This is a genomic window from Streptomyces sp. NBC_01224 (assembly GCF_036002945.1).
Lineage (GTDB): Bacteria > Actinomycetota > Actinomycetes > Streptomycetales > Streptomycetaceae > Streptomyces.
Map to the genome: position 1 here is coordinate 2,694,475 of NZ_CP108529.1, position 17,448 is coordinate 2,711,922.

22 protein-coding genes and 5 tRNA genes are annotated in these 17,448 nt (G+C 67.5%); 5 read left to right on the top strand and 22 right to left on the bottom strand.

The window, feature by feature from the left end; all coding sequences use genetic code 11:
- Positions 1–63: 63 nt before the first annotated feature.
- Together OG609_RS11415 and OG609_RS11420 are read right to left on the bottom strand one after the other, a co-directional pair.
- Positions 64–1,074 (bottom strand): NAD(P)H-dependent glycerol-3-phosphate dehydrogenase, encoded by a 1,011-nt coding sequence (locus tag OG609_RS11415; protein ID WP_322110114.1) that lies wholly within the window; start codon positions 1,072–1,074, stop codon positions 64–66.
- Positions 1,071–1,823, bottom strand: coding sequence for a lysophospholipid acyltransferase family protein (locus OG609_RS11420; protein WP_327272713.1), 753 nt, complete (start codon positions 1,821–1,823; stop codon positions 1,071–1,073). The genes OG609_RS11415 and OG609_RS11420 overlap by 4 nt, the downstream gene beginning before the upstream one ends.
- A 149-nt stretch (positions 1,824–1,972) precedes the next feature.
- Here OG609_RS11420 and cofC point away from each other — a divergent pair, with 149 nt between their 5' ends.
- Positions 1,973–2,656 carry a 2-phospho-L-lactate guanylyltransferase gene (cofC, locus tag OG609_RS11425; RefSeq protein WP_327272714.1) on the top strand — a complete coding sequence of 228 codons (684 nt, stop codon included), beginning with the start codon at positions 1,973–1,975 and terminating at the stop codon, positions 2,654–2,656.
- A gap of 10 nt (positions 2,657–2,666) precedes the next feature.
- The gene (locus OG609_RS11430) at positions 2,667–2,870 is read left to right on the top strand and encodes a hypothetical protein (protein ID WP_327272715.1); all 204 of its coding nucleotides are present in this window, start codon (positions 2,667–2,669) and stop codon (positions 2,868–2,870) included.
- 91 nt (positions 2,871–2,961) lie between these two features.
- Here the strand turns inward: OG609_RS11430 and OG609_RS11435 are convergent, their stop codons facing one another.
- The 4 genes from OG609_RS11435 to leuC form a co-directional block, all read right to left on the bottom strand.
- Positions 2,962–3,630: an HU family DNA-binding protein gene (locus tag OG609_RS11435; protein ID WP_327272716.1), complete on the bottom strand. Its 669-nt coding sequence runs from the start codon at positions 3,628–3,630 to the stop codon at positions 2,962–2,964.
- 143 nt (positions 3,631–3,773) lie between these two features.
- The gene (locus OG609_RS11440) at positions 3,774–4,001 is read right to left on the bottom strand and encodes a hypothetical protein (protein ID WP_072487271.1); all 228 of its coding nucleotides are present in this window, start codon (positions 3,999–4,001) and stop codon (positions 3,774–3,776) included.
- A gap of 104 nt (positions 4,002–4,105) precedes the next feature.
- Positions 4,106–4,699, bottom strand: coding sequence for a 3-isopropylmalate dehydratase small subunit (gene leuD, locus OG609_RS11445; protein WP_114246873.1), 594 nt, complete (start codon positions 4,697–4,699; stop codon positions 4,106–4,108).
- A gap of 5 nt (positions 4,700–4,704) precedes the next feature.
- Positions 4,705–6,129, bottom strand: a complete 1,425-nt coding sequence (gene leuC, locus OG609_RS11450) for a 3-isopropylmalate dehydratase large subunit (protein ID WP_327272717.1) — start codon at positions 6,127–6,129, stop codon at positions 4,705–4,707.
- 174 nt (positions 6,130–6,303) lie between these two features.
- Between leuC and ndgR the strand changes: the two genes are divergently transcribed.
- Positions 6,304–7,020: an IclR family transcriptional regulator NdgR gene (gene ndgR / locus OG609_RS11455; protein ID WP_018521358.1), complete on the top strand. Its 717-nt coding sequence runs from the start codon at positions 6,304–6,306 to the stop codon at positions 7,018–7,020.
- Between the two features lie 56 nt (positions 7,021–7,076).
- Here the strand turns inward: ndgR and OG609_RS11460 are convergent, their stop codons facing one another.
- Positions 7,077–7,574 carry a DUF4188 domain-containing protein gene (locus tag OG609_RS11460; RefSeq protein ID WP_327272718.1) on the bottom strand — a complete coding sequence of 166 codons (498 nt, stop codon included), beginning with the start codon at positions 7,572–7,574 and terminating at the stop codon, positions 7,077–7,079.
- Between the two features lie 92 nt (positions 7,575–7,666).
- Between OG609_RS11460 and OG609_RS11465 the strand changes: the two genes are divergently transcribed.
- Positions 7,667–8,308 (top strand): MerR family transcriptional regulator, encoded by a 642-nt coding sequence (locus OG609_RS11465; RefSeq protein ID WP_327272719.1) that lies wholly within the window; start codon positions 7,667–7,669, stop codon positions 8,306–8,308.
- A gap of 92 nt (positions 8,309–8,400) precedes the next feature.
- Here the strand turns inward: OG609_RS11465 and OG609_RS11470 are convergent.
- The 9 genes from OG609_RS11470 to OG609_RS11510 form a co-directional block, all read right to left on the bottom strand.
- Positions 8,401–8,473 (bottom strand) — tRNA-Glu (locus OG609_RS11470).
- Between the two features lie 25 nt (positions 8,474–8,498).
- Positions 8,499–8,570: transfer RNA gene (locus OG609_RS11475), tRNA-Gln, on the bottom strand.
- A 12-nt stretch (positions 8,571–8,582) separates the two neighbouring features.
- Positions 8,583–8,655 (bottom strand) — tRNA-Glu (locus OG609_RS11480).
- A gap of 60 nt (positions 8,656–8,715) precedes the next feature.
- Positions 8,716–8,788, bottom strand: a tRNA-Glu gene (locus tag OG609_RS11485).
- Between the two features lie 25 nt (positions 8,789–8,813).
- Positions 8,814–8,885 (bottom strand) — tRNA-Gln (locus OG609_RS11490).
- Between the two features lie 148 nt (positions 8,886–9,033).
- Complete coding sequence (locus OG609_RS11495; RefSeq protein ID WP_327272720.1) at positions 9,034–9,729, bottom strand: HAD family hydrolase; 696 nt, start codon at positions 9,727–9,729, stop codon at positions 9,034–9,036.
- Positions 9,730–9,747: 18 nt separating this feature from the next.
- The gene (locus OG609_RS11500; RefSeq protein WP_327272721.1) at positions 9,748–10,125 is read right to left on the bottom strand and encodes a hypothetical protein; all 378 of its coding nucleotides are present in this window, start codon (positions 10,123–10,125) and stop codon (positions 9,748–9,750) included.
- A gap of 281 nt (positions 10,126–10,406) precedes the next feature.
- Positions 10,407–10,607: a DUF397 domain-containing protein gene (locus OG609_RS11505; protein ID WP_327272722.1), complete on the bottom strand. Its 201-nt coding sequence runs from the start codon at positions 10,605–10,607 to the stop codon at positions 10,407–10,409.
- 16 nt (positions 10,608–10,623) lie between these two features.
- Complete coding sequence (locus OG609_RS11510) at positions 10,624–11,478, bottom strand: helix-turn-helix domain-containing protein (protein ID WP_327272723.1); 855 nt, start codon at positions 11,476–11,478, stop codon at positions 10,624–10,626.
- A 149-nt stretch (positions 11,479–11,627) separates the two neighbouring features.
- Here OG609_RS11510 and OG609_RS11515 point away from each other — a divergent pair, with 149 nt between their 5' ends.
- Positions 11,628–11,954: a hypothetical protein gene (locus tag OG609_RS11515; protein WP_327272724.1), complete on the top strand. Its 327-nt coding sequence runs from the start codon at positions 11,628–11,630 to the stop codon at positions 11,952–11,954.
- Between the two features lie 169 nt (positions 11,955–12,123).
- On the opposite strand, the gene OG609_RS11520 is transcribed toward OG609_RS11515, so the two are convergent.
- From OG609_RS11520 to OG609_RS11545, 6 genes are all read right to left on the bottom strand, one after another.
- Positions 12,124–12,582, bottom strand: a complete 459-nt coding sequence (locus tag OG609_RS11520; protein ID WP_327272725.1) for a hypothetical protein — start codon at positions 12,580–12,582, stop codon at positions 12,124–12,126.
- Between the two features lie 83 nt (positions 12,583–12,665).
- Complete coding sequence (locus OG609_RS11525; RefSeq protein WP_327272726.1) at positions 12,666–14,291, bottom strand: alpha/beta hydrolase; 1,626 nt, start codon at positions 14,289–14,291, stop codon at positions 12,666–12,668.
- A 7-nt stretch (positions 14,292–14,298) separates the two neighbouring features.
- Entirely contained in the window at positions 14,299–14,598 is a 300-nt protein-coding gene (locus OG609_RS11530) for a hypothetical protein (RefSeq protein ID WP_327272727.1), read from the bottom strand.
- 206 nt (positions 14,599–14,804) lie between these two features.
- Complete coding sequence (gene gltX / locus OG609_RS11535) at positions 14,805–16,316, bottom strand: glutamate--tRNA ligase (protein WP_327272728.1); 1,512 nt, start codon at positions 16,314–16,316, stop codon at positions 14,805–14,807.
- Positions 16,309–17,085, bottom strand: a complete 777-nt coding sequence (locus tag OG609_RS11540) for a fumarylacetoacetate hydrolase family protein (protein WP_114246867.1) — start codon at positions 17,083–17,085, stop codon at positions 16,309–16,311. The genes gltX and OG609_RS11540 overlap by 8 nt, the downstream gene beginning before the upstream one ends.
- An 81-nt stretch (positions 17,086–17,166) precedes the next feature.
- A complete protein-coding gene (locus tag OG609_RS11545) occupies positions 17,167–17,361 on the bottom strand; it encodes a hypothetical protein (protein ID WP_327272729.1) in 195 nt (64 codons plus the stop codon).
- Positions 17,362–17,448 lie beyond the last annotated feature (87 nt).

Genomic DNA, 17,448 nt, shown 5'->3' on the forward strand with positions numbered 1-17,448 from the left:
GGAGCGATGGCCGCGGACGTTCACCGGCTTGCGCCCCTTTCAGGTCCTCCCCCGGTGAACCCGTCAGCGTCGCTCGGGTTTCGCGCTGCGCGACATCAGCTCACCCAGTGCGACCATCGGCGGCTTGCCCTCGTGGACGATGCCGACGACCGTCTCGGTGATGGGCATGTCGACGCCGTGCCTGCGCGCCAGATCGAGCACTGATTCACAGGACTTGACGCCCTCGGCGGTCTGCTTGGTGACGGCGATGGTCTCTTCCAGCGTCATGCCGCGGCCGAGGTTGGTGCCGAAGGTGTGGTTGCGCGACAGCGGCGAGGAGCAGGTCGCCACCAGGTCGCCGAGGCCCGCGAGTCCGGAGAAGGTCAGTGGGTCGGCGCCCATGGCGAGGCCGAGACGGGTGGTCTCGGCGAGACCGCGGGTGATGAGCGAGCCCTTGGCGTTGTCACCGAGACCCATGCCGTCGGCGATACCCACGGCGAGACCGATGACGTTCTTGACCGCGCCGCCGAGTTCGGCACCGACCACATCGGTGATGGTGTACGGGCGGAAGTACGAGGTGTGGCAGGCGGCCTGGAGACGACGGGCCACCGACTCGTCCTGGCAGGCGACAACGGCCGCGGCGGGGCGGCGTTCGGCGATCTCCTTGGCCAGGTTGGGGCCGGTGATGACGGCGACGCGGTCCGCGGAGACCTTGGTGACGTCCTCGATGACCTCGCTCATCCGCTTCGCGGTGCCGAGTTCGACGCCCTTCATCAGCGAGACGAGGACGGTGTCGGAGCCGAGGTGCGGGGCCCAGTCGGCGAGATTGGCGCGCAGTGTCTGCGAGGGCACCACGAGCACGGCGAAGTCGGCGCCGTGCAGCGCCTCTGCGGCGTCGGTGGTGGCCCGGATCGACGCGGGAAGTTCAATTCCCGGCAGATAGTCCGGGTTGGTACGGGTCGTATTGACGGCCTCGGCGACTTCGGCGCGACGGCCCCAGAGGGTGACCTCGCAGCCGGCGTCGGCGAGAACCATGCCGAAGGCCGTACCCCATGAGCCGGTTCCGAAGACGGCTGCCTTTGCGGGGTGCGTCACTTGGGTCCCTTTCCTTCGGCCTTGCGCCGCTGTTCTGCACGGGCCTTGCGGTGGTCGTACGGTTCCGCGGGTGCCTTCTCGCCCCGCACGATCTCCAGCTGCGCGGTCACCGCAGCCATGATGACCTCGGTCGCCTCGCGCAGGACGTCCGGCGTCGGATCCTTGTCGTAGAACCGGGAGAGGTCGACGGGCGGTCCGGCCTGCACCTGAAGGGTCTTGCGGGGGAAGAGCCGGAGCTTGCTCTCCTTGGCGTACGGCGGCATGACCAGGTTGGCGCCCCACTGGGCGACGGGGATGACCGGGGCCTTCGTCATCAACGCGACGCGGGCCGCACCGGTCTTGCCGGCCATCGGCCACATGTCGGGGTCGCGGGTGAGGGTGCCCTCCGGGTAGAAGGCGACGCATTCACCGCGTTCAATGGCGTCGACGGCGGCCCTGAAGGCGTCCAGCGCATTGGTCGTCTCGCGGTATACGGGGATCTGTCCGGTACCGCGCAGCATCATTCCGACAAAGGGGGTCTTGAAGAGGCCCGCCTTTGCGAGAAGCCGCGGCACCCGGCCGGTGTTGTACTGGAAGTGACCGTAGGAAAGCGGGTCCAGATACGAGTTGTGATTGACCGCAGTGATGAATCCGCCGTCGGCCGGAATGTGTTCCATCCCCCGCCAGTCACGCTTGAACAGAACCACCAACGGCGGTTTTGCGATGACCGCCGCCAGGCGGTACCAGAAGCCGATTCTGCGGCGGGACACTCGGACACCTTCCTCTAAGGACCTGACTGCTGCCTGGCTACCGACGGTCAAGTCTCGCCCCAGGCCCCTGCTCTGTCGAGAACACCGTACGCCCCGCTTTCGGGACCGAACCCCCGGGTTCTCGCACCGGCAGGCGAGAATAAGCGGCGATGCGCATCGAGAGGCAGATCGCCACGAACACCGACCCGGCCGGTCCTTGGTCGCTGGTCGTCCCGTTGAAGCCCCTGGCACGGGCCAAGAGCAGGCTCGCACCTGCGACGGGCGCCGCGCTGCGCCCGCGGCTCGCCCTCGCCTTCGCCCGGGACACCGTGGCCGCCGCCCTGTCCTGCCCGGCGGTACGGGATGTGGTGGTCGTCACGGACGACACGGAGGCCGGGGCGGCCCTCGCGGCACTCGGGGCGCGAATCGTCCCCGACGAACCGGACCACGGGCTCAACGCCGCCCTGGCGCATGGTGAGCGGACCGTGCGGGCCGAGCGGCCAGGGGCGGCTCTCGCCGCTCTCAATGCGGATCTTCCCGCGCTGCGCCCCGGAGAATTGTCCCGGGTGCTCAATTTTTCCGCCGCATTTCCCCGCGCATTTGTCACCGATGCGGCGGGAATCGGTACAACATTTCTGTCGGCTGCGCCGGGAGTGGAATTGCGACCGGCTTTCGGGGGTTCTTCCCGGGCCCGGCATCTGGACTCGGGGGCGGTGGAAATCAGCCTGACCGGCATCGATTCGGTCCGCCAGGACGTGGACACCGGTGACGATCTGCGGGCGGCCCTGGCCCTGGGCGTCGGCCCGCACACGGCGGGGCGCTGGGCCGCCGGAGCGCCCCTCGGGGACCGATAGGCTGCCGTTCATGCAGGCGACCTCGTACACGTACGACCCCGAGACCCGCACCGGCAGTGTGCTGCTCGACGACGGCACCCCGGTGGAATTCGACGCCCGGGCCTTCGACGCGGGCGGTCTGCGGCTGTTGCGTCCGGGGCAGCGGGTGCGGATCGAGGTCACCGGCGAGGGCGCGGATCTGCAGATCACGCTGGTGACGCTGCAGACGTTCTGAACGGCTCCGCACACTGCCCACAACAGCCCGCGGGCCGGGCTCCCCGAGGGGAGCCCGGCCCGGCGCGTGAGTAGCCCTGCGCTGCTCGGCCTCACTTCTTCCGTGCAGTGGCCTTCTTCGCCGTGGTCTTGCGCGCCGTGGCCTTCTTCGCGGGCGCCTTCTTCGCCGTGGCCTTCTTGGCGGGCGCGGTCTTGCTGGCGACGGCCTTCTTGGCGGCCGTCGTCTTCTTCGCCGCCGCGGCGGTGGTCTTCTTCGCGGCCGCCGCCGTGGTCTTCTTGGCCGCCGCGGTGGTCTTCTTCGCGGTGGTCTTCTTGGCGGCGGTGGTCTTCGCCGCGGTCACGGCCTTCTTCGCGACGGCCTTCTTCGCGACGGCCTTCTTGGCGGTGGCCTTCTTGGCCGCGGCCTTGGCCGTCGTACGGGCAACACCGCCCGTGAGGCTGCCCTTGGGCGCCTTCTTCACGGCCACATCGTGCTTGGGGAGCTTCTTCGAGCCGCTCACCAGGTCCTTGAAGCCCTGTCCCGCGCGGAAGCGGGGCACCGAGGTCTTCTTGACCCGCACCCGCTCACCCGTCTGCGGGTTGCGGGCGTAGCGGGCGGGGCGGTCGACCTTCTCGAACGAGCCGAAGCCGGTGACCGAGACACGGTCCCCCGCGACAACCGCACGGACGATCGCGTCGAGCACCGCATCGACGGCGTCTGCGGCCTGCTGACGGCCGCCGACCTTGTCGGCAATCGCTTCTACGAGCTGCGCCTTGTTCACGTCTTCCCCTTCGGAGACATTGCCAGAACGAAAGTGTTCAAGCGTTTTCGCACGTTAGGCAGATATATACCGCAAATCAAACACGAAACGGGCTAATCACCCTAGTGCCGCAACGAAGTCGACCGCTGCGCAGTTCCGCAGAGTCAGTCACCTTCGGGGAATCGGCCCTCATCGAGGTCCTTCATCAACCGGTCCAGACGCCTTGCCGCATCCGGGAGATCGTGCTTAGCCGCGGCCGTGATGACCAACAGCTTCCGGGACAGCGCCATCCTTACGCCCTCCGGGACTTGCAGTGCGCGCACTCTTGTGTGCGCTTCCTTCAATCGGTCGGCGACTTGGCCGTAAAGCTTGAGTTGGCTGTCGCGTTCCATGCACCGATTGTGCCATCTGGGGCGAGTTGTCGCCCGACGGGGTCTCAACAAGCGACTGCGCCCCCTACCAGATGGCAGGGGGCGCAGTCCTGGAAACGCGCTGCTCAGGCGTTAATTGTACGCGGCTTGAAGGTCGGCCTTGCCACCTCATAAGTCGCGATGTCCGCTTCGTTCTGAAGGGTGAGACTGATGTCGTCCAGCCCGTTCAGCAGTCGCCAGCGGGCGTTCTCGTCGAGCTCGAAGTCGGCCGTGATGCCCTCGGCACGGACCTGGCGCGCCTCCAGGTCGACGGTGATCTCGACGGTCGGGTCGGCCTCGGTCAGCTCCCAGAGCGCGTCGACGACCTTCTGGTCGAGGACGACGGTCAACAGCCCGTTCTTCAGCGAGTTGCCCCGGAAGATGTCGGCGAACCGGGAGGAGATGACGGCCTTGAAACCGTAGTTCTGCAGCGCCCACACGGCGTGTTCGCGGGAGGATCCGGTGCCGAAGTCGGGACCGGCCACCAGCACCGTGGCGCCGCTGCGCTCCGGGCGGTTGAGGACGAAGTTCTCGTCCTTGCGCCAGGCCTCGAAGAGTCCGTCCTCGAAGCCGTCGCGGGTGACCTTCTTCAGCCAGTGGGCGGGGATGATCTGGTCGGTGTCGACGTTGCTGCGGCGCAGCGGGACGGCCCGGCCGGTGTGTGTGGTGAAAGCTTCCATGATTCTCAGACTCCGGCGGGCGTACGGGCGTCGGACAGGTCGGCCGGCGAGGCCAGGTGGCCCAGGACGGCGGTGGCGGCGGCGACCTGCGGGGAGACCAGGTGCGTACGGCCACCCTTGCCCTGCCGCCCCTCGAAGTTGCGGTTCGAGGTGGAGGCGGAGCGCTCGCCGGGGGCCAACTGGTCGGGGTTCATGCCGAGACACATCGAGCAGCCCGCGTGACGCCATTCGGCGCCGGCGGCGGTGAAGACCTTGTCCAGGCCCTCCTCGACGGCCTGCAGGGCGACCCGGACCGAGCCCGGGACGACCAGCATCCGTACGCCTCTCGCGACTTTGCGGCCGTCCAGGATCGCGGCGGCGTTACGCAGGTCCTCGATCCGGCCGTTGGTGCAGGAGCCTACGAAGACGGTGTCCACGTTGATCTCGCGCAGCGGCTGGCCGGCGGTCAACCCCATGTATTCCAGGGCCTTTTCGGCGGCGTTGCGCTCCGAGGCGTCCTCGTACGATGCCGGGTCGGGGACGTTGGCCGACAGGGGCGCGCCCTGGCCGGGGTTGGTGCCCCAGGTGACGAACGGGGCCAGTTCTGCGGCGTCGATGACGACCTCGGCGTCGAAGACCGCGTCGTCGTCCGTGCGCAGCGTCTTCCAGTACGCGACGGCGGCGTCCCAGTCCTCGCCCTGCGGGGCGTGGTCGCGGCCCTTCAAGTAGTCGAACGTGGTCTCGTCCGGGGCGATCATGCCTGCCCGGGCGCCGGCCTCGATCGACATGTTGCAGATGGTCATCCGGGCTTCCATCGAGAGCTTCTCGATGGCCGAGCCGCGGTATTCGAGGATGTAGCCCTGGCCGCCGCCGGTGCCGATCCGGGCGATGATCGCCAGGATCAGGTCCTTGGCCGTGACGCCGTCGGGCAGTTCGCCGTCGATGGTGATCGCCATCGTCTTCGGGCGGGCCATCGGCAGCGTCTGGGTGGCCAGCACGTGCTCGACCTGGCTGGTGCCGATGCCGAACGCCAGCGCGCCGAACGCACCGTGTGTGGAGGTGTGGGAGTCGCCGCAGACGACCGTGGTGCCGGGCTGGGTCAGCCCCAACTGCGGGCCGACCACGTGCACGACGCCCTGCTCGACGTCGCCCAGCGGGTGCAGCCGTACACCGAACTCCGCACAGTTCTTGCGCAGCGTCTCCAACTGGGCACGGGAGACCGGGTCGGCGATGGGCTTGTCGATGTCGAGGGTCGGGGTGTTGTGATCCTCGGTGGCGATGGTGAGGTCGAGGCGTCGCACCCGGCGCCCGGCCTGACGGAGGCCGTCGAAGGCCTGGGGGCTGGTCACCTCGTGCAGCAGGTGCAGATCGATGAAGAGGAGGTCGGGCTCACCTTCGGCGCGCCGGACGACATGGTCGTCCCAGACCTTCTCCGCGAGTGTCCTACCCATCGCTTTCCCTCCGGCCGGCGTCTTCGCCGGCCCAACTAGAGATTCGGTGCGCCGCCGTCCGGACCCCCGTGCGGGGCGGTGGCTACGGGCCGTTGTGTGGCCGCCCCTACAGGTTCGCAACTTCCGCCGAAAATTGAACTTGCGTTTCACAGAGTGAGACGGGAGTATCGTCGTATGGACAACTCTAGCGGCGTCGGCGTTCTCGACAAGGCAGCTCTGGTATTGAGCGCCCTGGAGTCCGGTCCGGCCACCCTCGCCGGACTGGTCGCGGCGACCGGGCTCGCACGACCCACGGCTCATCGACTGGCCGTGGCACTCGAACACCACCGCATGGTGGCGAGGGACATGCAGGGCCGTTTCATTCTCGGCCCCCGGCTGTCGGAACTGGCGGCGGCGGCGGGCGAGGACCGCTTGCTGGCCACGGCGGGACCGGTGCTCACCCACCTCCGTGACATCACCGGCGAGAGCGCGCAGCTCTACCGGCGACAGGGCGACATGCGGATCTGCGTGGCGGCGGCGGAGCGGCTGTCCGGTCTGCGGGACACCGTGCCGGTCGGCTCCACGCTCACCATGAAGGCCGGCTCGTCGGCGCAGATCCTGATGGCCTGGGAGGAGCCGGAGCGCCTGCACCGCGGCCTCCAGGGCGCCCGTTTCACGGCGACGGCGCTCTCGGGCGTACGGCGCAGGGGCTGGGCCCAGTCGATCGGCGAGCGCGAGCCGGGTGTCGCGTCGGTCTCCGCGCCGGTGCGCGGCCCCTCGAACCGGGTGGTCGCCGCCGTCTCGGTCTCCGGACCGATCGAGCGGCTGACCCGGCACCCGGGCCGGATGCACGCCCAGGCGGTCATCGACTCGGCGGCCAGGCTCAGCGAGGCCCTGCGCCGCAACGGCTGACGCCCGCGCGCACCTCCTGGCCGCCCCAGCGTCGTGGCGGCCTCCCTCTCAGCACCTCACTTCGCGGACGAGCGGTGCGCGAGACGGTCCGCCGCCCGGCGACCCCGCCCCTCGATCGGCAGTACGCCGGTCGCCGCGGCCAGTCCATAGGTCGGCATATCGGCGTAGATCGATTCGTAGCCGCCCTCGGGCACTATGTAGGTCTCGTGCCACAGGCCCACGTGCTGCCGGGACTTCTTCTCGTTGCGGTTGATCATCGCCCACGCCTTGCGGTGCAACATGTCGGGAGCGCTCGCGTACGCGTACAGCTTCTCCTTCGACTCCCAGTACTGGACGACGTAGTACGTCCTGGGCGAGCCGGACAGCAGCGTGTAGCCGAGCAGACCGCGCCCCTTGTCCTTGCTCAACTCCCGGAGCATGCGCGGCATTGCCACCAGCACCGGCAGCCAATGATGCACGCCCCGGAAGTGGTTGATGCGCATCCCGATGAGCAGGACGGCCACCTCCCCCTCGGCTGCGGCGGTCGTCCGCCCCGGAATCGGCTTCGCGAACATGGCCGTACCCCCTTCTCCTGTTGGAGAGTGCCACTATCCAATGGTTGGATAGTGGCACTGCCCAAGGGGTGGCGCAAGGGAAGGCACGGAACATGCGACTGTCGGAACTGAGCGAGAAGAGCGGCGTCAAGACCGCGACGATCAAGTACTACCTGCGCGAGGGACTGCTGCGGCCGGGTCACCGGGTCAGCGCGACGCAGGCCGAGTACGACGAGAGCCATCTGCGTCGGCTGCGCCTGGTGCGGGCCCTGATCCAGGTCGGCCGTCTCCCCGTGGCCACGACCCGCGAGGTCCTCTCCCATGTCGACGACGAGTCCCTGGGTCGCACGATCCGCCTGGGCGCCGCCCTGTGGTCGCTCCCGCACGGTCCGGACCCCGACGAGGATGCCCCTGAGACAGCGACCGCCCGCGCGGAGGTCGAACGGCTCCTGGACCGGCTCGGCTGGGCGACCTCGCAGGAGCTCGGCTCCCTGTCCCCCGCCCATCGCGCGCTGGTGTCGTCGGTGGCCACCCTCATCCGGCTCGGCTATCCCTGCGATGTCGAATATCTGGCTGAGCAGGCCCGCCTCATGCACCAAGTCGCCGTCCAGGACCTGGACATGATGGATACGTACCCCACGGAGGTGGAGCAGGTGGAGACGGCGGTCGCGTCGGCCGTGCTCTACGAGCCGCTGCTGATGTCGCTGCGCAGGATGGCCCAGGAGGAGGAGTCGGCCCGGCGGTACGGACTCTGACGGACAATCCGGCAGACATTCCGGCGGGCGTTCTGGCGGGCAAGCAGAAGGCCCCTCACCGAGGTGAAGGGCCCTTGTCTGTCGCTCTGTTGTACCCCCGACCGGATTCGAACCGGCGCTACTGCCGTGAGAGGGCAGCGTGCTAGGCCGCTACACAACGGGGGCTTGTTAATACTGTTGCATTTCTGCGCTGGGCTACCAGGACTCGAACCTAGAATGACGGTACCAGAAACCGTAGTGTTGCCAATTACACCATAGCCCATGGTGTTGCAAGTACCCCCGACCGGATTCGAACCGGCGCTACTGCCGTGAGAGGGCAGCGTGCTAGGCCGCTACACAACGGGGGCCCTAGCGATCCTGCATCGAGATCGTGGGTGCGACCCAGATGATCTCGCGGGAAGGATCTGTACCCCCGACCGGATTCGAACCGGCGCTACTGCCGTGAGAGGGCAGCGTGCTAGGCCGCTACACAACGGGGGCTTGTTACTACTGTTGCATTTCTGCGCTGGGCTACCAGGACTCGAACCTAGAATGACGGTACCAGAAACCGTAGTGTTGCCAATTACACCATAGCCCACCAAAACTCAACCCCCCGGAAGGGGTTTTGTTCGGTTTGCGCTTTCCGTTCGGATCTTCCGTCCCGCTCGGGCGGCGCAGGAAGAACATTACCTGAAGGTGTCCGGCGCTCCAAAACGGGTATTGCCCGCCAGGGCTTGTCCGGCGGATCAGGGTCGGGCAGGCCTCAGCAGGCCGGGCAGCTGATCGAGCCCGCTGATACGGACGAGCTCGGGCCGCCCGCCACGTCCGCCCCGATCCAGCCAGATCCCCATCAGTCCCGCGGCGACCGCGCCGCCCGCGTCGATGTCCGGCTCGTCCCCCACGTACGCGACCTCCTGCGGCTCCAGCGCCAGCGCGTCGCAGGCGGCGTGGAAGGCACCGGCCTCGGGCTTGGAGACGCCCAGCTCCACAGCGCACACCACGGCCTCGAACCGCTCCCGCACACCGAGCGTGCGCAGCTTGCGGTCCTGGTTGTGAATGCTGGAGTTCGACAGCACCGCGTGCCGGAACCCGCCCGCCAGCACATCCAGCACGGGCAGCACATCGGGAAAGAGCGACCAGGCGGCCTCGTAGTGGGCCGCGTGCCGAGCAAACCAGTCGTCGGCCTCGGCATCCTCCAGCGCCCGCGAGAGGAACTCCCGGACCCGGTCCCGGCGCTGCCCCTGGAAGTCCGTCTCCCCGGCGGCGAACCGTGCCCAGTGCACATCGGTGATCGCCCGCCACGCAGCGAGGGCCTGCTCGACGGAGTCGTATCCGTCGGGCAGGCCCTCGTGTTCGAGATGCTTGCTCATGCCGGCGCGGTCGGCGCCCGTGTAGTCGAAGATCGTGTCGTCGATGTCCCAGAGGACCGCGCGGATCGTCATGCGGCCCAGCTTAGGTTCCTACGCGGCGAGCGCGGTGGGCTTCGCGGTGCGCTGGAGGCCGATGAAGACAACCTTCAGGTCGTCGCTCTCCTCGGGATGAACAGGTCGTCCGGACCGCCGGGCGCCGGTCATGGAAGGGGCTGCCACCCGCATTCGCAGTTCGGCCTGTTTCTTGAGACGGGCCTCCGGCGAGATGAGGTGTGGGATGGCGGCGGTATCGAACGCCATGCCTGCGGTGGGAAGCTCGTGGTTCTTACCGGTGCAGGTGCGGGCGGACCAGTAGAGGGAGCGGGAAAGCTCACGCAAGCCGGCGACGGCGGTCTGCGGGGGCACGGTCGCCTGCTTGTGCACGGCGTGGCTCCCCTGGCGCGGGACGATGTCCATCTTGGCGTTCACGGTGGGCCCGCCGAGCTTCTGGAACGAGGCTCGTGCAGCATCGCGTTCAGATCCGTCTTGTACGGCGCCCGGAGTGAGCTGCCCCGGTCGTACATCCAGTGCGCGGCGAGTTCGATCGCGCGACGGGCACAGAAGCAGGCGGCAGGGGAGCGCTGTACGTGAACGCTCGGCGCGGGTGGCCTCCTCGTAGAGGGCGGGCCATTCGGCACGGAGAGGTGAAGTTCCCTGCGGGGCGGGAGGCACACCTGGGCTCCACGGTCCTTAGCTAAGGGGTCACAGCCTCATCCGGGTTGCGCCCAGGCGCCGCCGTTCGCCTTGATCGATGCGAGCAGCGCGCCCAGGCCGCCACGGGTCGCCGCGACCATCACGTCGGGCTCGTCGCTCTCCCGCAGCCTGAGCATGCCGTCAGGTGCGGTGGCGACGTTGACACAGTTCGCCGCCTCGCCGCTGAAGGACGATTTCTGCCATACCAAGGGCGTCACGGAGTTCCTCTATTCCTCAGAGCGAGCGCATGACGCGCAGGATGAGATCCCTCGACTCCGATGGTCCGAGGGCACACGCCTCCATACGGTCCAGCACAGTGCGGTACTTGGCGAGCTGGGCCACACCGTCAACGAAGACGGAGCCATGATCCGTATCCAGCTGAACGGTGTCCAGTGGTGGAACCTGGCCGCCGAATTGAACGATGCCGTGCCCGGCGCCGGGAAATGTCCCGATCCCAAACGGGACCACCAACACTGTCAGGTGAGCCTCTTCGCTGCGATCAATCATGTACTGAAGCTGATCTCGCGCGACAGCCTGACCGCCGAAGCCCATCCTCAGGGCCGCCTCGTGAACGATGGCCGTCAGAGGCGTCGGCTCTTTGCCGTGGACAACGGCCTGGCGCTTGAGCCGATGCGAGACGCGATGCTCCACCTCGTACGGAGCCATAGCGGGCACGACGTCACCGATGACCACTCGGGCGTGCTCCCTGGTCTGAAGGAGGCCCGGAATGTGGATCACTGATGCAATGCGCATCGTCCGCGCGTGGTGTTCCAACTCCGCGAGGTCGAGGGCGTCGGCCGGAAGGATCTCCCGGTACTCCTCCCACCACCCACGCGTCCGGCCACCCGTCATCTCCGCCAAGGCGTCGATCAGATCCTGGTCGCTGCACTCATACAGCCTGGCCAGTGCCCTGACGCGATCAGCGCTTACTGCGTAGCCGCCGGCCTCGATGTTGCTGATGCGTGACTGCGTCGCACCGAAGAGCTCGCCCGCTCGCGTGGCCGACAGGTCCGCGTGCTCTCTCATTCTGCGCAGCTCCGCCCCCAGGCGCCGTTGCTTCACAGACGGCGGAAGCTTGGCACGAGCCACGGTCCTCACTCCTTGCGTACACAACTCCTCCCATCACCCACACGAGGGGCTTTGGGCTGCAAATCAACATTCCGATGGGCTACATATCAACACGCGCCTTACGGTTACCTCAGGCTTCTCAACTCCTCAAAGCCGACAGGAGACTTCGTATGGCCACCGTAGCCCCGCAGCCTTCGCCCCCCGCCCCTCCCGACGACTTCGCCGACGAGATCCGTGCCCTCGTCGAAGCCACCGCACCCCGCCTCTTCGCCGTCGTCGAGCAGTTCCGAACCGACTGCGGCGAGCCCGACGCCCGGGTCGCGGCATGGGGCCTCGCGCACAACGACGGAAGCGCTCAGGTCACCGCCGTAGACGGCGGGTTCCGGTTGTCGCTGCGTACCCCCGAGCGCGCCGCGCAACTGGTCTCCTTGCGCCCCGGGAGCATCGGATGCCTGGTATGGCCGGAGCCAACAGCCGCCACCACACACCCGAGTTGACTCAGGCCAACCACGTGTGACGAGGAACTTGACCTTGCACGCGGACCGCTGGCAGCGTCAGAGCCAGCAAACAGCACATCGCGCATATGACTGCGCAGACCCTGTGGCCGTCCCTTCGGGGGCGGCCACAGACGTGTTCTAGGGTGTCCCAGGGCCAAGGGCTCAGAACTCAGAATTTCTGCTGCTCGACACCCGGCGGCAGGAGGCAGGGGGTGCTGACGATGAAGACCAGGAGGTCCTTGTCCACGGACCCCACCGAGACGAACTGCTGATCCTTCGGGTGCTTGGCGTCAACCACGTTTGCCGGCTCTGTGTCCAGATCGACTTCGAAGCTCTGGATGTCGAAGCCCTTGCCCTTGAGGGTCTTCTCGATGTCCGTGACAGCTTGGGCATGCTGGGCACGGGGAAGAGTTCCTCGCACCGAGTAGCTCAACGTGAACCTGCCGTCGTCAGCCTCCTCGTTGTTACTGCCGATACAGTTGGTGAAGTCGGCCGTGGGACGAGCCGTATTGGGGTCAAGGTGGGCATGCGCTGTGCTGACCATGGAATCGGTCCAGTGCTTGGCCCATTTCTCGGCCTTCTCCCTGCTCATGCGGGGAAGCGGATCGTTCACACCTTCGTCGGACATACAGCCTCCCAGTAGCAAGGCCAGGGCTAGAGCGGCAGCGCTCCTATGCCCGGCAGATGCGTGTACAGATACGCGGCGTGCCATCAGCCTGTTCCTCCGCCCCGAGGTGCGAGTCCGGCGATGATGCGGCCCTGGTTTTCCAGGCTCTTGCTGCCGTCGTTCCAATAGCCGCCGTGATCTTTGGTGTCCACATACATGTGCTGCGCCCCGAACTCCGATTTCTTGGGGTCCGCTCCGAGCGTGGCGCCGGAGAAATAGTTGGAGACCGGATCGTTGTCCGCGGTACCCACATACATATGCTTGGGATCGGTATGAAGCTGGTCGGCACGGTCGACCGTCATGCCAGGACTCCCGACGGCCACCATGTCGTCGGCGTCCAGCCCTCGCCCACCGGCATCGGCTGCACCGGCGACCGTTGAGCCGTAGCTGTGGGACAGGACCGTGAGGTGGCTCCGCTCCCCCTGGTGTGCAGCTCGCAGGCCATGCGTGAAGTCACGCAGGTCCCCGGCTCCGTCCTGAGCGCGGCCCTGCGTAGCGACCCCAAGGTTCAGCTCTGCCTTCTTCACCGAATCAAGGTTCGCCTCGGGGGCGTTGTAGTCCAGCCAGGAGACGACCGCCACGTCCGTCGCCCCGTTCGCGCTCCATCGACCGGCGGCGCCCTGAAGCTTTGCGGCTCGGTCGATCTGGCCCCCCACGTTGTCCAGCTGGTTACTCGTCCCCGGGACCTGAACAGCCGTGTGCCGGGCCGTGTCCGGATTGCCGACGGCGACGATCGCGCGGCCGTCCTTCGAGGTGTCGAATCCGAGCAGGTACAGCTGCTTGTGCGCGGGCGCCGTGTCTTCCCTGTCCAGGCGGTCCTTGAGGGCGCTCAGTGAGCGGTAGCTGTCGCGCTCGTGATAGCCGAGGTCGCCCTCGCGCAGCGCATAGTCGTTGAGCTGCATGTCCAGCACCGCTCGGTTCGCGTCGTCGCGGGTGGTTGTGGGAAGGCCGTCCAGTTTGCCGATCTGGTCGGGAAAGGCCGCCAGGTAGAAGTCGCGCTGGTCGGAGGTGAGGCCCGCCCACCAGTCGGCGGTGCGTTGCGGATCTTTCCCGTCCGGAATGTTCTTCCTGCCGAGCCCGGCGAACTCGGCGATCCGTGCGGCGTCCTCTGCGGCGTTGGCACCGCCGTACTGCTTGTCCAGGTCGAAGGGATCGATCTGATGGAGGAGTTCGGTCGCGTCGCTACTGACTCGTTCCGCTTCCGCCACCGCCTCGTCGATTCGGGCCCGGTAGCCCCCCAGTCCGGCGTTGGCCTGCTGCTGAACGCCCTGATAGTCCGGGTCGTTGTGATACTTCGGATCGACCGCCTGCTTCGGCTCGACCCAGCCGTCTTCCGTGACGGTATGACCGGCCGCCTCGGCATCCGACACCGCATGGCGCAGTTTGCGCTGGGCGGCCTGCATCCGGGTGCTGAGCGTGTCCAGGACCGTGTGGATGAGTTGCGCGTTCGTCTGCGCCGTCTTCCGTTTGCTCTCGGTGGCTTCGAGCGCGTTGAAACCGTAGTGGGCGGCAACGCCCGACCAGCTTGCCTTGTGCAGCGGCCCCGAGACACGCTTCCCGCTGCCGATCCGGGTGTCGCCGAGGATCCCGGCCAGCTTCTGCCACGAGCCGGTGGCCGCTTCCAGATCGGAGAAGTCCTGGCGGAGGAGTTGTGCGAAGAGTTCTGGCATTCGGGGCTCACCAGCCCTTGAAGCAGTCGCCGACGTCCGCATCGTTGATGCTCTGGCCATCGGCCACCAGCCGTAGGCCGTTCGCGTGTTCCGCGAGACGGTCCTTCAGGGTGGTCAGGGCGTCGCCCCAGCCGGTACCGACGGCCTCGATACGGCCCTTGTCGTCCCATGCCCGGCATGCGGCAGCCGCCGCGGCCGTGTCATCGATCGCCTTCCGCAAAGGCCCCTGCAAATCTGTTACAAGCGCGTCTGCGGCGCCCGCCGAGGCGTATAACTCGGCTGGGGAGACGTTGAGATCCTCTGTCATCTGCCCTTCATTCCTACGTCACGCACCCCTGTCGGGCCATAGCGACTGATCCTAGCCACGTCAGAGGTTCCCGTAAGCGAACGGCGATATTCGACTGAATCCCGCACCCCACACCGGCTGAAACGTGTCTCATAACCGAGAAACGACAAAGGGGGCGGCCCCCGGAGTGAACCGGTGGCCGCCCCCTCAGGGCGTGACCTGAACGGTTACGCGGCCAGCTTCGCCAGTGCCGCGTCGATGCGGGCCAGGGTCTTCTCGCGGCCCAGGATCTCCAGGGACTCGAAGAGCGGCAGGCCGATCGTGCGGCCGGTGACCGCGACGCGGACCGGGGCCTGGGCCTTGCCGAGCTTCAGGCCGTGCTCCTCGCCGGCGGTGAGGATGGCGTTCTTGAGGGCGTCCGCGTTCCACTCGGCGTCGGCCAGCTTGGCGCGGGCGGTGACGAGCAGGGCGTCGGAGCCCTCCTTCATCGCCTTGGCCCAGGACGCCTCGTCGATGGCCGGCTCGTCGAGGAAGAGGAAGTCGACGTTGGCCGTGATGTCCGAGAGGACCGTGACCCGGGTCTGGGCATGCGGGGCGATCGCCGCGAACTGCTCCGCGTCGAAGGACTCCGGGGCCCACGGGGCGAACGGCGCCTTCAGCCAGGGGCCGCACGCCTCGGTGAACGTCTTCACATCCAGCTTGCGGATGTGCTCGGCGTTGATGTGCTCGCACTTCTTCAGGTCGAAACGCGCCGGGTTGGCGTTGACGTCCTGGATGTCGAACGCGGCCACCATCTCCTCGATGGAGAAGATGTCGCGGTCCTCGGCAATGGACCAGCCCAGCAGGGAGAGGTAGTTGAGCAGCCCCTCGGGCAGGAAGCCGCGCTCGCGGTAGAGGTTGAGCGAGGCCTGCGGGTCGCGCTTGGACAGCTTCTTGTTGCCCTCGCCCATGACGTACGGGAGGTGGCCGAACGCGGGGGTGGCCTTGGCGATGCCCAGCTCGATGAGCGCCTTGTAGAGGGCGATCTGACGCGGGGTGGAGGAGAGCAGGTCCTCGCCGCGCAGGACGTGGGTGATCTCCATCAGCGCGTCGTCGACCGGGTTGACCAGCGTGTAGAGCGGGGCGCCGTTGGCACGGACGATGCCGTAGTCCGGCACGTTCTCCGGCTGGAAGGTCAGCTCGCCGCGGACCAGGTCGGTGAAGGTGAGCGCCTCGTCGGGCATCCGGAAGCGGACGATGGAGGTGCGGCCCTCGGCCTCGTACGCGGCGATCTGCTCGGCCGTGAGGTCGCGGCAGTGGCCGTCGTAGCCGGACGGCCTGCCGGCGGCACGGGCGGCGTCACGGCGGGTGTCGAGCTCCTCGGTGGTGCAGTAGCAGTGGTACGCGTACCCGCCTGCGAGAAGCTTCTCGGCGACGTCCTTGTAGATGTCCATGCGCTGCGACTGGCGGTACGGGGCGTGCGGGCCGCCGACCTCGGGGCCCTCGTCCCAGTCGAAGCCGAGCCAGCGCATCGAGTCCAGGAGCTGGTTGTAGGACTCCTCGGAGTCGCGGGCCGCGTCGGTGTCCTCGATACGGAAGACCAGGGTGCCGCCGTGGTGGCGGGCGAAGGCCCAGTTGAAGAGGGCGGTGCGGACCAGGCCCACATGGGGGTTGCCGGTCGGGGAGGGACAGAAACGTACGCGGGGGGGTACCCCCTGGTCGAGCGGAGCCGAGAGCTTGGGGGAGGGTGCGTTAACCACGCTTGATCACCTTGTTGGTGAGAGTGCCGATGCCTTCGATGGTGACGGCGACCTCGTCGCCGACATGGAGGGGTCCGACCCCTGCGGGAGTGCCGGTGAGGATCACATCGCCCGGGAGCAGCGTCATGGCTTCCGTGATGTGGACGACCAGATCCTCGATCGAGCGGATCATGTCGCTCGTACGGCCCAGTTGGCGTTGCTCGCCGTTGACCGTGGCCTGAATGGTCAGGTCGCTGGGGTCGAGGTCGGTCTCCACCCAGGGGCCGAGCGGGCAGGACGTGTCGAAGCCCTTGGCCCGGGCCCACTGCTTCTCACGCTTCTGGGCATCGCGGGCGGTGACGTCATTGGCGCAGGTGTAGCCGAAGATGACGTCCTTCACGCGCTCACGCGGCACTTCGCGGCACATGCGGCCGATGACCACGGCCAGTTCGGCCTCGTGGTGGAGTTCGTTGGAGAAGGAGGGGTACTCGATGGCGTCGCCGGAGCCGATCACCGAGGTGGTGGGCTTGAAGAAGGCGACGGGGACGTCCGGTACCTCGTTGCCGAGTTCCGCGGCGTGCTCCGCGTAGTTGCGGCCGATGGCCACGACCTTGTTGGGGAGCACGGGCGGCAGGAGGCGGACCTTGCTCAGCGGGACCTTGGTGCCGGAGAGCTCGAACTCGGCGTACGGGATGCCTTTGATGATGTCGAGGACGAGACCATCGGGCCCCTCGCCCTCGACGGCGCCGAAGGCGACATTGCCGTCGATGGAGAACCTGGCGATGCGCACGGGATGCTGTCGCCCCTCACTTGCTGGCTGGCTGAAGACTGACGCTCCAGGCTAACGCGGGTGAGGGGGGACAACCGCGCATTACTCCGCTGCTGCGGCCGGGGTCGTGACCGGGGCATCCATGAGGATGGTGCGGCGGGGGTTGGCCGTCTGGGTGGGCAGCTCGACGGCGCGCTCCGGCAGTTCCGGCGTCTGCAGCTCGTCGGCGTCCTTGAGGTGCGCCAGCGTGGTGCGCCGGGGGTTGGCAATGTTGCGGAACATCATCGTCGTCTTCATCTGCCGTTCGGACCCTGTCGGTACGGGCGCCGCTCGGAGGGGCGCCGGTTGTCGGATTTGCCATCCCTGTAAAGCGTCAGGCTAAAC